This is a genomic window from Microvirga sesbaniae, from assembly GCF_025460805.1.
Lineage (GTDB): Bacteria > Pseudomonadota > Alphaproteobacteria > Rhizobiales > Beijerinckiaceae > Microvirga > Microvirga sesbaniae.
On the sequence record NZ_JAMXFJ010000002.1, the window covers coordinates 289,837 to 303,660 of the forward strand.

The 13,824-nt window shown below is 67.1% G+C and carries 13 protein-coding genes; 6 read left to right on the forward strand and 7 right to left on the reverse strand.

Annotated elements, in window-relative coordinates; genetic code table 11:
- Positions 1–173: 173 nt before the first annotated feature.
- On the reverse strand, positions 174–1,562 hold the full coding sequence (locus OCW50_RS03985; protein ID WP_262296519.1) for a dipeptidase: 1,389 nt from the start codon (positions 1,560–1,562) through the stop codon (positions 174–176).
- Between the two features lie 36 nt (positions 1,563–1,598).
- On the opposite strand from OCW50_RS03985, the gene OCW50_RS03990 reads away from it, so the two are divergent.
- From OCW50_RS03990 to OCW50_RS04010, 5 genes are all read left to right on the forward strand, one after another.
- On the forward strand, positions 1,599–1,754 hold the full coding sequence (locus OCW50_RS03990; RefSeq protein WP_262296520.1) for a hypothetical protein: 156 nt from the start codon (positions 1,599–1,601) through the stop codon (positions 1,752–1,754).
- A complete protein-coding gene (locus OCW50_RS03995) occupies positions 1,751–2,920 on the forward strand; it encodes an adenylate/guanylate cyclase domain-containing protein (protein WP_262270160.1) in 1,170 nt (389 codons plus the stop codon). Before OCW50_RS03990 ends, OCW50_RS03995 begins: the two co-directional genes overlap by 4 nt.
- Positions 2,921–2,986: 66 nt before the next feature.
- A complete protein-coding gene (gene tam, locus OCW50_RS04000; protein WP_262296521.1) occupies positions 2,987–3,760 on the forward strand; it encodes a trans-aconitate 2-methyltransferase in 774 nt (257 codons plus the stop codon).
- 161 nt (positions 3,761–3,921) lie between these two features.
- Positions 3,922–4,479, forward strand: coding sequence for a FecR domain-containing protein (locus OCW50_RS04005; protein WP_262296522.1), 558 nt, complete (start codon positions 3,922–3,924; stop codon positions 4,477–4,479).
- 7 nt (positions 4,480–4,486) lie between these two features.
- Positions 4,487–6,361 (forward strand): CHASE2 domain-containing protein, encoded by a 1,875-nt coding sequence (locus OCW50_RS04010; protein WP_262296523.1) that lies wholly within the window; start codon positions 4,487–4,489, stop codon positions 6,359–6,361.
- A 115-nt stretch (positions 6,362–6,476) separates the two neighbouring features.
- Here the strand turns inward: OCW50_RS04010 and OCW50_RS04015 are convergent, their stop codons facing one another.
- Positions 6,477–8,342, reverse strand: coding sequence for a tetratricopeptide repeat protein (locus OCW50_RS04015; RefSeq protein ID WP_262296524.1), 1,866 nt, complete (start codon positions 8,340–8,342; stop codon positions 6,477–6,479).
- Between the two features lie 162 nt (positions 8,343–8,504).
- On the opposite strand from OCW50_RS04015, the gene OCW50_RS04020 reads away from it, so the two are divergent.
- On the forward strand, positions 8,505–9,575 hold the full coding sequence (locus tag OCW50_RS04020) for a GlxA family transcriptional regulator (protein ID WP_262270166.1): 1,071 nt from the start codon (positions 8,505–8,507) through the stop codon (positions 9,573–9,575).
- Between the two features lie 51 nt (positions 9,576–9,626).
- Here the strand turns inward: OCW50_RS04020 and OCW50_RS04025 are convergent, their stop codons facing one another.
- The 5 genes from OCW50_RS04025 to OCW50_RS04045 all read right to left on the reverse strand — a co-directional run bounded on the left by OCW50_RS04025 (position 9,627) and on the right by OCW50_RS04045 (position 13,802).
- Entirely contained in the window at positions 9,627–9,839 is a 213-nt protein-coding gene (locus tag OCW50_RS04025; RefSeq protein ID WP_262270167.1) for a hypothetical protein, read from the reverse strand.
- A gap of 202 nt (positions 9,840–10,041) precedes the next feature.
- The gene (locus OCW50_RS04030; protein WP_262296525.1) at positions 10,042–11,415 is read right to left on the reverse strand and encodes an FGGY-family carbohydrate kinase; all 1,374 of its coding nucleotides are present in this window, start codon (positions 11,413–11,415) and stop codon (positions 10,042–10,044) included.
- A gap of 4 nt (positions 11,416–11,419) precedes the next feature.
- Positions 11,420–11,743: an L-rhamnose mutarotase gene (rhaM, locus tag OCW50_RS04035; RefSeq protein WP_262270169.1), complete on the reverse strand. Its 324-nt coding sequence runs from the start codon at positions 11,741–11,743 to the stop codon at positions 11,420–11,422.
- A complete protein-coding gene (locus OCW50_RS04040) occupies positions 11,740–12,786 on the reverse strand; it encodes an ABC transporter permease (protein ID WP_262296526.1) in 1,047 nt (348 codons plus the stop codon). The genes rhaM and OCW50_RS04040 overlap by 4 nt, the downstream gene beginning before the upstream one ends.
- Positions 12,783–13,802 (reverse strand): ABC transporter permease, encoded by a 1,020-nt coding sequence (locus OCW50_RS04045; protein ID WP_262296527.1) that lies wholly within the window; start codon positions 13,800–13,802, stop codon positions 12,783–12,785. Before OCW50_RS04045 ends, OCW50_RS04040 begins: the two co-directional genes overlap by 4 nt.
- Positions 13,803–13,824: the final 22 nt, after the last annotated feature.

The window sequence follows — 13,824 nt, forward strand, 5'->3', positions numbered from 1 at the left end:
CAGGGCTGAAACCTTGGCAGTTGAGATCACGGCCGTGCGTGCGGCATCCGGTGGGTCACGCGAAACCGTAACCTATGCTTTGAGTATACGCCCGAACAATCCGCCTGTCGCCCCGGATCGGGACCGGAAACCTCGCGGCTCCGATCCGAAGGCGGCAAGCCAGTCACGCATGACTAACGTGCGAATGCGGCCAGAATCCGAGCCCATGAGCGGATGCCGTGATGGAAGCTCGACAGATCGTACTTCTCGTTCGGCGAGTGCACGCGGTTGTCGAAGCGTGCGAAGCCCACCATGAGCGCATCCATGTTGAGCATCCGCTTGAAGTCGCCGACGATCGGGATGGACCCGCCGGTGCCGGCCAGAGCCGCCTCGCGGCCCCATTCCTCCGTGAGCGCATCCAGGGTCGGCTTGAGCCAGGGCCCGTCGAGCGGCAGGCTGAGAGCCGGGCTGCCGCCGTGCTCCTTGAACGTCACGGAGCAATCCGTCGGAACCCGGGCGCGCACGTGCGCACGGAAGGCCTCGCGAACCTGGGCGGGGTCCTGACCCGTCACGAGCCGGAAGGACACCTTGGCCGAAGCCGTCGACGGAATGACCGTCTTGAAGCCCTCGCCCGTGTAGCCGCCGACGATCCCGTTGACCTCGCAGGTCGGCCGGGCCCAGATCTGCTCCAGGATGCTGCGCCCCTGCTCGCCCGCCGGAACGCTCAGTCCCACCTGTCCGAGGAACCCGGCCTCGTCGAAGGGGAGACGGCTCCACTGCTCCTTCACGGCGGCAGGGAGTTCCTGCACCCCGTCGTAGAACCCCGGCAGGGTGATCCGGCCCTCGCCGTCCCGCAGCGTGGCGAGGATCTCGGCCAGCACATGGATCGGGTTGCGCGCGGCCGAGCCGAACATGCCGGAATGGAGGTCCCGGCTGGCGCAGGTGATCTCCACCTCCTCGCCGACCAGGCCGCGCAGCATGGTGGTGACGGCCGGCGTGTCGTTGTCCCACATGTCGGTGTCGCAGACGAGGGCGACGTCCGCCGACAGTTCCTCCCGATGGGCTTCGAGGAACGGCTTGAGGCTCGGGCTGCCGGATTCCTCTTCCCCCTCCAGCAGGATCGAGACCCGGACGGGCAACGTGCCGGAGACCGCCTTCCAGGCCCGGCAGGCCTCGATGAACGTCATCAGGGCGCCCTTGTCGTCGGAGGCTCCCCGCGCGACGATCCAGGTGTCGCCGTTGGGGGCCGCCACGAGGGTCGGCTCGAAGGGAGGCGTGGTCCACAGCTCGATGGGATCGACGGGCTGCACGTCGTAATGGCCGTAGAACAGCACATGCGGCCCCCTCGCCGCCTGGACCTGATGGCCGACAACCATGGGATGGCCCTGGGTCATGCGCGCCGAGGCATCGAAGCCCAGGTCACGCAGTTCGGCCGCGAGCCATTCCGCCGCCCGACGGCACTCCGCCTGGTAGGCCGGATCCGTCGAGATGCTGGGGATGCGGATGAACGCGAAGAGACGCTCGAGGCTCTTGTCCAGGTCGGCATCGATCTGATCGAGGACGGCGGGAAGATGATCTGTCACGGGAGGTTCCTCTTTGCTCGCCCCGATGACACGGCCATGGCGCAGAATATCCGGGCGGGGCGTGTGTTCTACCGGCTCCGCCGCATCCGTAAAAGGAGAATCGTCGCTTCCGACGGCAAGGCCCCGCTCCTGCCGGTTTGCCAGACCGTCGCCGGAATGGTCAGATGGGGCATCATGGCGAGTCAGACATGAACGCTCCGGAGCGCATCGACGGGATCTCGCGCTGGCTGATCGAACGGGCACCGCACGAGACTGTGAGGGACTTGTTCGCCGGCTTCTGCCGCGAGCTCGTCCGGGCGGGCGAGCCGATCTGGCGCGCATCCCTCGGGTTGGAGGTCCTGCATCCGGAAGTCAGCGGCTGGCAGCATGTCTGGATGGACGAGAGCGTCTCCGTGCGGGAATCCGACAGGGCCACCGCAGCGACATCGCCGTCCTATCTCAACAGTCCGACCCGCATCGTGGATGAAACGAGCGCACCTTTCCGCCGCAGGCTCGATGCACCCTGCCCTGGGATGCCGCTGCTCGAGGAGCTGAGAGCGTCGGGCGCGACGGATTACGTGATGTACCCGCTTCCGTTCCTGGATCAGACCCGTACCGCGGCGATCTCCTTCGCCACGCGCGATCCCCGGGGCTTCGATCCGTCCGAGATCGACCGGCTGGGATACGCCGCGAAGCTGCTGAGCCCCTACCTGGAGCGCCATGTGCTGCGGCGGATCGCCATCGACCTGCTCGACACCTATGTCGGACCTCGCACGGGCCAGCGCATCATCGAGGGCCGGGTCGATCGCGGCGCGGTGGAGCTCATCGAAGCCGCGATCTGGTTCACGGATCTGCGCGGCTTCACGTCCCTGTCGGAGCACTCGCCGATTCCGGACGTGCTCGCCGACCTGAACGCGTGGTTCGGGATCATCGGCGAGGTGGTCGAATCCCATGGCGGCGAAGTGCTCAAATTCATCGGCGATTCCGTCCTGGCCATCTTCCCGACGTCACCGGAGCAGACCAGCGCGTCCGCATGCCGGAGCGCCCTCGCGGCCGCCCGGGAGTTCTGTTCGAGGACTGAGACCGAGAACGGCGTCCGCAGGTCCGCGGGCCGAGCGCCGCTGACGCACAGCCTCGCCCTGCATGTCGGCGAGGTCGCCTATGGCAACGTGGGCGCGTCTCACCGGCTCGACTTCACGGTCATCGGCCCGGCCGTGAACCGCGCCAGCCGGCTCCTCGATCTGGCCAAACAGCTCGATCGACCGGTGGTCATGTCCCGGGTCTTCGCCCGGGAGCTCGGTCAGCCGCTCGTCGATCTCGGCCGCCATCGCCTGCGAGGCGTCGACCGTCCCCAGCAGGTTTTCGCTCCTCCTGATTGAGCTTCTGCTGTAGATAGCGACCTCATCCGCTGCGACTTCGCGCGAAGCGATGAGGAGGATCCGCCATTGGCAGACTGGAACGCTGGGCAGTACCTGAAATTCGAGGACGAGCGCACCCGCCCCTCCGTCGATCTCCTCGGGCGTGTTCCGCTGGAGGCCGCGACGCACTGCGTCGATATCGGCTGCGGCCCGGGAAACAGCACGGAGCTGATCGCCAGGCGCTATCCGGGAGCGCGGATCCTCGGTCTCGACAATTCACCGGACATGCTCGCCAAGGCGCGCCAGCGCTTGCCGGATCTGCAGTTCGAGGAGCGCGATATCGCAAGCTGGCAACCGGACGAGCGCTTTGACCTGATCTTCGCCAATGCCGTCCTCCAATGGCTTCCCGATCACGCCCGGCTCCTCGCCCGCCTGATCTCGTTCCTGAAGGAGGGCGGATGCCTGGCCGTTCAGATGCCCGACAACCTGGACGAGCCCTCCCATCGGCTCATGACCAGGGTCGCGCAGGAAGGACCGTGGGCCGATCGGCTCGCGCCGGCTGCCGATGCCCGGGAGGCGATCGGATCCTTCGCCGACTATTACGGCTGGCTGCGGCAGGCCGGATGCGCGGTCGATCTCTGGCAGACGACCTATGTTCATCCGCTCGACGGCCCCGAGGCCATCGTCGCGTGGTTCAAGAGCACCGGATTGAAGCCCTATCTGGATGTCCTCTCCGACGAGGACCGTCTGGAATTTCTGCGCCGCTACGAGGCCGAGATCGCGCAGGCCTATCCGGTGCAGCGCGATGGAAAGGTCCTGCTGCGATTCCCGCGCCTCTTCTTCGTCGCACGCAGGCTGTGAAGACATCGCGCCATCGCATCGACGGTTCGAGGCGGCACGGATTGCCCGGAGCGGAACGTGCTATCCAGCACATCCCTGGCCCGGCTTCGGCTTCCATAGTATAAGCGGCGAAATTTGTCCTCCTGCAAGAACCTGCCTGTCGCCGGCGCCGGAATTGAAGCATGGCATTGTGTCAGATCGGCCCCTCCGCACCGCGTGCGGCCGTCACGCGGCTCCTCCTGCCCGGTCTCGTCCTGTGTCTTGCCGGGATCGGGCGCGCCGACGCACAGGGCATCGGCTGCGTCATGCAGCCGACGGCAGCGCCGCAGAGGCAGGTTCTGCGCTGCCATGACGGCCTCACGATCGAGGCGGAGACGGGAGCCGAATTCGGTCTCGTCGACCAGAACCGCGACGCCCGTCCGGACGCGGTCGATTTGAGAAGCCGCGCGGTGTTGGTCGACGCGCCGGCAACAACCGGCAGGCGGAGTTTCCAGGTGCGCACGCCGCAAGCCATCGCGGCCGTGCGCGGCACGCAATGGGCCGTCGATGTCGCGGGAGGCAGGACCTCGGTTTTCGTGGTGGCCGGCCGCGTCGCCGTGCGGCGAACGAGCGGCGGACCCGGAAGCGTCACGCTCAGCCCCGGCGAAGGCGTCGACGTGGAGGCCGGGACGGCGCCTCTTGTGGTCAGGCGATGGCCCGCCGCGCGCGCGGCCGCGCTCCTGGCGCGGTTCGGGCGATAATCTCCTCATGAGGCTGCGCCATGCCTCGACCCTGATCGCCGCAGCACTGGCCGGGCTCTGGGGGGCCTGCCTTGCCCTGCCGCATTGGCGAGGCGGCTCCGATCTCCTCGACCGCGTGGAAGCGCCGCTGGCCGATCTCCGGTTCGTGATCCAGGGGCCGCGTCCCGCTCCGGACGCGATCACCATCGTGGCCATCGACGACCGGACGATCCAGACGACCGGGTCCTATCCATTGCCGAGAGCCACCATGGCGCGGCTGGTTTCGTCCCTGGCGCTTATGAAGCCCAACGTGATCGCCCTCGACATTCTGTTCATCGACCCCGGCCCACCGGAGGGCGATCTCGCGCTCGCCGAGGCGCTGCGAAAAGCGCCGAGCGTTCTGGCCGCCGCAGGTGTCTTCAAGCCGGGCGAGCACGCTTCGCGCGATCCGGGCGACCGCGGCCTGGACGCCCGCCTCCCTGAGGCGGCCAACGTCCTCCTGCCGCTCGGCTCCCTGGCCGGCGCAGCGGCCCTTGGCGTGGTCAACATCGCGATCGACGCCTCAGGCGTTCCGCGCCACGTCCCCCTCCTGCTCCGGTCGGGCGACCGGATCGTTCCGTCCTTCCCGCTGCGGGCCGCCTCCGTGGCCGCGAAGCAGGATCCCGTTCTGCGTCCGGACGGCATCGACCTCGGCGGCGCATCGATCCGAACCGAGGCGGGATACGCCCTGCCGCTCCGCTTCTACGGCCCGGGCGGAACCATCCGCACGGTCAGCGCCTCCGAGGTTCTGAACGGCACCCTCGCGGAGGACGCCGTTCGCGGCAGAACCGTCGTGATCGGCGCGACGGTCACGGGCGGCGGCGACACCTTTTCGACCCCCTTCGACCCGGTGCTTCCCGGCGTCGAGGTTCTGGCCACGGCGATTGCCCATCTGACGGAAGGCGACGGCCTCGTGAGGGACGGGAGCGTGCGCTCGGTCGATGCCGCCATGGCGGTGATCCTTCCCGTCCTGTTCGTTCTCCTGCTCTCGTGGCAGCGCAGCGCCTGGGGCTTCGCGCTGATCGCCGGTATCGCCCTCGGGTGGATCGGCGTCACCGCCGCGGCCTTCACGCGCGGAATCTGGCTCAGCGCATCCCTGCCTCTCCTGGCCGCCGGACCGGCGGTCGCATTCTTCGGGGCAGCGCAGCTCTGGCTCGACCGCCGCCGGGCGGATCACCTGAGCGCGCAGAGCAGGACCCTGCGGAGATTCCAGCCTCCGAGCCTGACCGAGCGACTGACGAAGGACCCGACGTTCCTCATGCAGCCGATCCGCCAGCAGGCGGCGGTGATCTTCATCGACCTGTCGGGGTTCACCGGCATGACCGAAATCATCCCCCTCGACGAAACACGGGAAGTGCTTCGAGGCTTCCACACCCTCGTCGACGAGGAAGCGGTCGCTCATCACGGGATCGTCGCATCCTTCATGGGCGACGGCGCCATGATCCTGTTCGGCCTGCCGGACCCCTCGCCCCAGGATGCCGGCAATGCCCTGGCGGCCTGCCTCGCGCTTTGCGCCCGCATGGAGATCTGGCTCGCCGCCCTGCCGGTGCGGATCGCGACGCGCCTCGGCTTCAAGATCGGCGCCCACTACGGCGGCATCCTCGCGTCGCGCCTCGGGGGCGACAGCCACCAGCACATCACGGCGACAGGCGACACGGTCAACGTCGCGAGCCGCCTGATGGAAGTGGCGGCCGCACGCGGTGCCGACGTCGCCTTGAGCGACGCCCTCCTGCAGGCGGCCGGACCCATTCGCTCCGTCCTTCGATCGGGAAGCCTCGACGGCCCGCAGGCGACCCCGATCCGCGGTCGCGCAGGCTCGATCCCGGCGTGGTTCTGGCGAAGAGAGCCGCCCCCGGCGAGGTGATGGAGACGGCTCGGATGGCCCGTCGGAGCCGTCTTAAAGCATCGGACGTGAAAAGTGGACTTGCACTTTTGGGATCCGTCCGATGCTCTAGGGCCTTCCGTCCGAGGCGAACGGTTCAGAGCCGATCCGGCGCCGGCATGTCCGTGCCGAACCAGTTCTTCCGCATCAGGGCCTCGGCTTCCTCGACCGTTGTCCGATCGTTCAGCGCTTGCGCGGCGCGGAGCAGCCCCGCGGCCGCCCATCCGTTGTTCGGCGAACGCTGGAGCGCGGCGCGGAACGCCGCCTCGGCCTCCGCCGGCTTTCCCTGGGCCATGAGCGCCGCGCCGAGGGATTGCTGCACCGGGTAGTACCAGTAGGGCGGTTCCATGTAGGGCAGCCGGTCCTGGATGGCGGCCGCCTCCGCGAACAACGACGCCGCCTTCGCCTGATCCCCCGCGGCCTGCGCGATCCGGGCCTCGATCTCATGGGCCGCGATGGTCATCACATCCGGCCCCGGCACGCCGGCATCCGGCAGTGCGGTAATCTCCGGCCTCTTCGCCAGATTCTCGATCGCGGCCGCTTCGGCCCGGGCTTCGTCCGCCCGCCCGAGACGGGCGAGGGCCACGCCGCGGGCGTAGTGCCAGGCCGCCTCGACGAAGGGGAAGTCTCCCTCCGGCTTCGGGAGAGCCAACACATCCTCAGGCATCGAGAAGAGCGCATGCGCGTTGTAGGGCGCGGCGGCGATCGGCTGCGTCCAGGGTACCTCGCGCTTGGCCCGATCCGACACGATGCCGGAGAGCTTCTGCGCGGCTGCGACCGCGGTGCGTCCATCGCCTCCGGTCAGAGCAGACACCATGACGAAATGGACGTTATGGGCGTAATAGGCCTCGGAATAGAGAAGGCTCGCGCTTCCCTGCTTCAGGAACGCCTCGTCGGCCGCCTCCGCACGCACATTGGCGTCGAGACTGTCGCGCCAGCGGCCGAGCCGGTACCAGAGATGGCTCGGCATATGCACAAGATGACCGGCGCCCGGGATCAGCTTCTCCAGCCGCTCCGCGTGCGGGACAGCCCGCTCCAGATTGTCCGACGCTTCGACCGCATGGATGTAGAGATGGATCGCGCCGGGATGATCGGGATACGCCTCGAGCGGCCCGACCTGTCGCGCTCCGAGAACGCCTTCGATCAGTTCGACGATCCTGGCCGTCTTTCCCTTCGGCGTCTTGCCGCCATCCGTCCAGTAGTCCCAAGGCGTGAGGTTCATGAGGGCGTCGGCCGTGAGCAGCGCCACATGGGCGTTCTGCGGGAAGCGGGCCTGCACCTCCTCCATGGCGTCCGCATAGGCCTGATCCAATGCTTTGCGATCCGCCTTGGGATCGGCCGAGTGGCGTTTCGAGAGCGCCGCCACCAGGGCGACCTGGAGGTCTCCGTTGTCCGCCGCGAGGCTGCGCGCCTTCTCCAGCACGACGAGGGCGCGCGCATTCGCGTCCGCATCCATCGGATAGTTGATATGCGGGCCGAGAACCCAGGCCTCGCCCCACAGGCACATGGCGCAGTTCGGGTCGAGTTCCTGCGCGGCCCGGAAGGAACGCGCCGCCTCCGCGTGATTGAAGCCCCAGCCCAGACGGTAACCCTGATCGAAATAGGCCTGCGCCTGACCGGTCCGGTCCTTGGTCACGGCCCAGGACAGCTGGCCCAGATTGCCGTAGAGGGGCGGCCGTCCGTCCGCGCGCGGGGCCGCGGCGCCCTTCGGCAGGTCGCGGCTGTAGGTGCCGAGTTCCGTGCGCTTCGGCTGCCCTTGAAGCTGGGCGACATCCCGATGATGCGCCGCGCCGGACGAGCCCGACATCTGCAGGGCGTGGAGCATGCGAACCCGCGGGCTGTCGTGAGATCCCAGCGGGCATGCGACGGCGGAACCTGCCGTGGCGATCACCGTTGCGGCGCTTGCGGAGAACAGCAGGGCTCGCGCCGAGAGGCGGCTGCGCTGGGAGATGAGGGGCGTCATGAGCACAAATTCCCGTTGTGATGGAAGGGAATGGCGTCGGCGCGCGCGTCCGGCACCAGCCGCAAACGCGGCGAACTCCGCTCGACTGTGCCTGGAAGTTCGCTTGCCCGGGAGAGGCGATCATGACAACGTGAGGGGGCAAGACTGCCAGGGAGACGCACGATGCTCCATGTGGTCGTTCTGTTCCTGAATGGCGGATGCGCCTCGACGGCCCTTCTCCCGATGGAAATCTTCCGCAATGCCGGAACCCTCTGGAACCTTCTCAGCGGCACGGCACCGGAACCGCGATTTCGCGTGACGACGGCCTCCCTGGGAGGTGGCCCGGCCGTGACGGACCATCTGGTGTCGCTTCTTCCCTCCAGCGCCGTCGAGGCCGTGGAGCGACCGGACCTCGTTTTCGTGCCGGCAGGCGGGCTGCCGCTCGAGACGCTGATGCAGACGGGCTATTCCATCGACGCGGTCATCGAGCGCAATGCCGGCGTCATCCCCTGGCTGCGGACATGGTCCGAGGCAGGAGCGAAGATCGCAGGTGTCTGTTCGGGCGTCGCCCTGCTCGCCGAGGCTGGACTGCTCGACGGGGAGCGTGCAACGACCCATTGGGCCTTGGCGGATGTGTATCGCGAGCGCTTCCCTGACGTGGACTGGCAGCCGGATTACCTGATCACCGATGCCGGAAACGTCGCCTGCAGCGGGGGCATCAACTCGGCCGCCGACCTGAGCCTTTATCTGGTCGAGCGGCTTGCAGGCCGCGACATCGCCCTGCAATGCGCCAAGGCCCTGCTCATCGAGATGCCGCGGACGTGGCAGGCGACCTTTGCCGATGTCGTCCTGCGCAGGGACCACAGGGACGAGAATATCCAGCGCGCGCAGGATTGGGTGCACCAGCATTTTCGCCAGTCCATCGGCGTGGATGCCATTGCCGCGAGAGTCGGGATGAGCCCGCGCAATTTCATCCGCCGCTTCAAGGATGCGACCGGGCACACGCCGATGAGCTACATTCACATCGTCCGGGTGACCATGGCGAAGCGATTGCTGGAGGACGGGCGGCAGACGATCCAGGAGGTGAGCCGGGCTGTCGGCTACGACGACGTGATTTTCTTCCGGGATCTGTTCAAGCGCCACACGGGCATTTGTCCGACGGATTATCGAAGCCGCTTCGGAGCGTCGTCCATTGCGAGTCCCGTCGATCGGCGCGGCTCACGCATCGAGGTTCCTGCAGGACCCCCATGGTGAAAGGCAAAGAGCCGCGCCGCCGTTTTCAAGACTGCGTCGAACGCGCGTCTGTCACGCGCTCTGCTCTTCGCCCGAGCGCTCGACCCGGACCGAACGCCTTCTCTCACGCCGCAGGCGTTTCATCAGAGCGATCGATGCGACCATCGTGCGTTCCAGTTCAGACAGAATAGTGCTCGTGTCTGCGGGAAGCGTTAGGTTCTTTCGTTCCAATTTCATCAGCAGCCTGTTTCGCTTTTCCAATGTTTCAACGTCATTGTGCTTCAAGCTAAGCGTCGCAGTGCGGCTGGAATATGGCAGATTAGGGATAGGGTTAATCGCTGTTCTTACTATAACGAGTTAATGCATCGCGAACGATCTAACGATACATAAACACTTCTTATCGAACACGAGATGGCCGGACGCTGGGTGATCCCTGTCGGGCATCCGTCGACTTGCGTCCAGCAGCCCGACGGTGCTCCAGGGGCTTTCAGGCTGCATCCTTCTGCACAAGGAGATGCCATTCGGCACCATACTCCGGAAATGCGGCCGGGAGCCGGCTGAAGGCGGGTGCGTGCTCCTCCTTCGGCACGCGCGGATCTGACGATCCGAGCGCAAGGAGCGCCGCCCCGATGCTCGTCCCGGTCGAGCCGGAGACGGGAATGACCGTGCGCCCGACCGCCTTCGACAGGGCTTCCGCATAGAGGGCGTTGCGCGCGAAAGGGCCCTCGAGGATGACCGGGCCTGCCGCGCGGGTGAGATCGAGACAGACCTTCGTCATGAGAGCCGCGTAAAGCGAAGCCGCCACATAGGTCTCATCGGGGTTCAGATCGTTCGAAGCGTTGACGATCCGATGGCGTGCAGCGGGAAACGGCCCGCATCCGGGCACGACGCCGGGCGTCAGGAGGATGCGCTCCTCCACGATACGGCGGACGGCGTCCGGCGTCGCCGTCCCCTGGCCTTTTGTCAGCAGCTCGAATTCACGCCCTCCCATGAAGCGGGCCGATGGCACCGCGCGCCCGAGGGCGTCCACGTTCGCGAGCGTATCGCGCTTGGGGTCCAGGTGATCGAGGTCGCCGCCGACCGCGAAGATCACCACCCATGTGCCGGTCGAGACCACGGCGAACGGCGCCCGGTGCTGGCCGAGATGAGGCAGCAGCGAGGCATTGGAATCGTGAATGCCGCAATAGACCGGCACGGGACGGGCAAGACCGATCATTGCGGCGATGTCCTGCGCAACGAAGCCGAGACGATCGGACGGCTTTTGGACGGGGGACAGCCTGTCACCGATCTCCAGCCTCTCGACGAGCGAGGAGAACGTCCCCTGCCTCGGCCGCCAGAGATCGGTGTGGCAGCCGAGGGACGTCACCTCCGTCGCGGCGATGCCGGTGAGCCGCCAAGCCCAATATTGCGGATACGTGACGATGGACTGCACATCTGCGAAAGCCCGCGGGAAGGCGGTCTTCTGATAGTGGAGCTGCGCTCCGAGATTGAGGCCGCCGGGCAGGCGCGGCGAGAATGTCTCCGAGAAGGGCGGCCTGATCGCGTCATACGCGGCGTCGATCTCCGGCGCGTAGCGGAACTCGTAGTCGAGGACCGGCAGCGCGAGCCCGTCGGTCCCGAGAAGCGCGCCGCTCGCGCCATGGGCGGTGATCGAGACGGCATCGAACCCGTGCTCAGCGTTGAGCTCCTTCAGGGACTGCATGAAGAACGCGAAGATCCCGTCCACGTCGAAATGCGGATAGGGCCCGTCGGTCAGCACCCGGTTGGGGCGCGTGCGGGCGGCAAGCTCACGCCTCGCGCCGGCATCGACGATGACGGCCTTCACGTTGGTCTTGCCGACATCGAGCACGGCGACTTTCATGGGATCACGCCATGTGGAAGACGGTGACGAGCGGCTTGTCGACCGGCGAATGGTCGGGGTTCGTCGCCATGATGTCGGCCATGTGGGCCCACCAGCGCTTCATCACCGGATGGCTCGGCAGATCCCCCATGCGGTGGTCCGTCCGCCGCCACAGAACGCCGAACAGGATGCCGGTCTCCCGGTCGAGGTGGATGGAATAGTCCTCGACGCCGGCATCCTTCAGGAGCTCGACCAGTTCCGGCCAGATCTCGTCGTGGCGGCGACGATACTCCTCCTCCATGCCGGGATTGAGCTGCATCTTGAACGCGACTTTTTCTCGTGCACTCATGCGGCGCTCCTCGAGCGGATGCGGCGGACGACGATGGGCAGCGCGATCACGAGGATCAGCAGCAGGCCGATGAAGATCGACATGACGATGCCGGGAACATTGAGGAGGCCGAGCCCGAAGGTGACGAGCCCCATCACGATGGCGGCCAGCACCACGCCCGGGATCGTGCCGGAGCCGCCGAGGATGCTCACTCCTCCGAGCACCGCCATGGTGACCACCTCGAGTTCCCAGCCGGCCGCGATGGTGTGGCGCGTCGAGCCCAGGCGGGACGTGAGGCAGACGGCCGCGAAGCCGCTCATGAGCCCGGTCATCAGGAACAGGGCGAACTTGGTGCGTCGGACCGGGATGCCGGAGAACTGCGCCGCGAAGGCGTTGTTGCCGATGGCGTAGATCCAGCGTCCGAAGACCGTCCAGTGGAGCAGGATGGCGAACGCGACGGCGAGGATCACGAACGCGACCATCTCGAAGGTCACCACCTCGAATCCCGGGAGCGTCGGCCACCAGGAGAAGTCCGACATGTAGCCCTGCCCGAACCACGCGAAGCTCGAAGGGTAGCCGCCATAGGCCCGGTCGCCGAGGACGATCTGAGCGATGCCGCGGAACAGGCTCATGGTGCCGATGGTCACGACGATGGAGGGCAGGCCGATTCGTGCGACCAGGAGTCCGTTGAAGGCTCCGCAGAGCAGCCCGACCCCGAGTCCGGTGCCGACGAGCGCCGGCGTCTGGAAGCCTGCCTGCGCGGCCGCCCCCATGGCGGTCGAGGCCAGGGCCATGATGGCGGCGACCGAGAGATCGATCTCGCCCGAGATGATCAGCAGGGTCATGGCGAAGGCGATCATCGCCTTCTCGGTGAAGTTGTAGGTGGCGTCAGACAGGTTCCAGGGGTCGAGGAAGTGAGGCGACGCGAAGGAATTGGCGATGAAGATCACGATGGCGACGGCGGCCAGCAGGGCCTCCCAGCTGCCGAGGACGCGGCCGGCCGGCGTGGAGAGCTTGTCGGGAATGCGCCGAACCGGCTGCTTCTCCAGGGCGAGCGTGCTCATGCGGCGGCTCCTTCGGTCTGTGCCGGTGTCGGCACCGGACCGCGTTTCACGGCGTCGCGCAGGATGAGCCGGCCTTTCCGCTTCTCCTGCCGCGCATTGAACAGGACGGCCACGATGATCACGAAGCCGGAGATCGCCATCTGCCAGAACGGCGAGATGTTGATCACCGGAAGCGCGTTCTTGATCACGCCGAGGAACAGGGCGCCGAGGACGGCGCCGCCGACGGACCCGATGCCGCCGAGGGTCGAGATCCCGCCGATCACGCAGGCCGCCACCGTGTCGAGCTCGAACCCGGCCGCGATGTCCACATAGGCGACCGCGTAGCGGGACACCCAGAGATAGCCGCACAGGCCCGCCAGGGCGCCCGACAGGACGAAGGCGTAGAAGCGGGTGCGGCCCACGTCGATGCCCGCATAGAGCGCCGCCGTCGGATTGCCGCCGGCGGCGTAGAGGGCACGCCCGAATACCGTGCGGGTGAACACGATGCTGATGACGGCGATCACCAGGATGGCCGTCCAGCCGAGCAGCGGAAGCCCGAGCAGGGACGCGCGCGGCGTGTTGAGGAAGGCCGGCGTCATCTGGGTCTGGTTGACCCAGGCGCCGCCCGAGAGCACGAACGCCATTCCGCGATAGATCGTCAGGGTGCCGAGCGTCGCCACGATGGACGGAATGCCGATCCTCCAGACCATGAGACCGTTGATCGCTCCGAGCAGCGCACCGAGGCTCATGGCGGCCACGACGAGGAGCGGCAGCGGGATCTGCGGAAAGGCCGCGTTCGTCATGGCGATGGCCATGCCTGTGAAGGACAGGTTCGCGGCCACCGACAGGTCGATGGACCGGGTGAGGATCACGGCCATCTGGCCGAGCGCCAGGATCATCAGGATGGACGTGTCGTTGAAGATGTTGGCGAGGCTCTCCGGCGCGGCGAAGCCCGGCGCCCGAACGGAGAACACCGCGATCAGGACCGCGATGATCGCGACCAGCAGGAGTTCACGGTATTTTAGGATTCGGCTCATCGGTCCCTTCCAGCTTCCCTGT

Bases quoted from the DNA above. Each gene is read 5' to 3' on its own strand.
- OCW50_RS04045 (WP_262296527.1), bottom strand. From the start codon at position 13,802: ATGAGCCGAATCCTAAAATACCGTGAACTCCTGCTGGTCGCGATCATC.
- OCW50_RS04005 (WP_262296522.1), top strand. From the start codon at position 3,922: ATGGCATTGTGTCAGATCGGCCCCTCCGCACCGCGTGCGGCCGTCACG.
- OCW50_RS04030 (WP_262296525.1), bottom strand. From the start codon at position 11,415: ATGAAAGTCGCCGTGCTCGATGTCGGCAAGACCAACGTGAAGGCCGTC.
- OCW50_RS04010 (WP_262296523.1), top strand. From the start codon at position 4,487: ATGAGGCTGCGCCATGCCTCGACCCTGATCGCCGCAGCACTGGCCGGG.
- OCW50_RS04015 (WP_262296524.1), bottom strand. From the start codon at position 8,342: ATGACGCCCCTCATCTCCCAGCGCAGCCGCCTCTCGGCGCGAGCCCTG.
- rhaM (WP_262270169.1), bottom strand. From the start codon at position 11,743: ATGAGTGCACGAGAAAAAGTCGCGTTCAAGATGCAGCTCAATCCCGGC.
- OCW50_RS04020 (WP_262270166.1), top strand. From the start codon at position 8,505: ATGCTCCATGTGGTCGTTCTGTTCCTGAATGGCGGATGCGCCTCGACG.
- OCW50_RS03990 (WP_262296520.1), top strand. From the start codon at position 1,599: ATGGCGCAGAATATCCGGGCGGGGCGTGTGTTCTACCGGCTCCGCCGC.
- OCW50_RS04040 (WP_262296526.1), bottom strand. From the start codon at position 12,786: ATGAGCACGCTCGCCCTGGAGAAGCAGCCGGTTCGGCGCATTCCCGAC.
- OCW50_RS03995 (WP_262270160.1), top strand. From the start codon at position 1,751: ATGAACGCTCCGGAGCGCATCGACGGGATCTCGCGCTGGCTGATCGAA.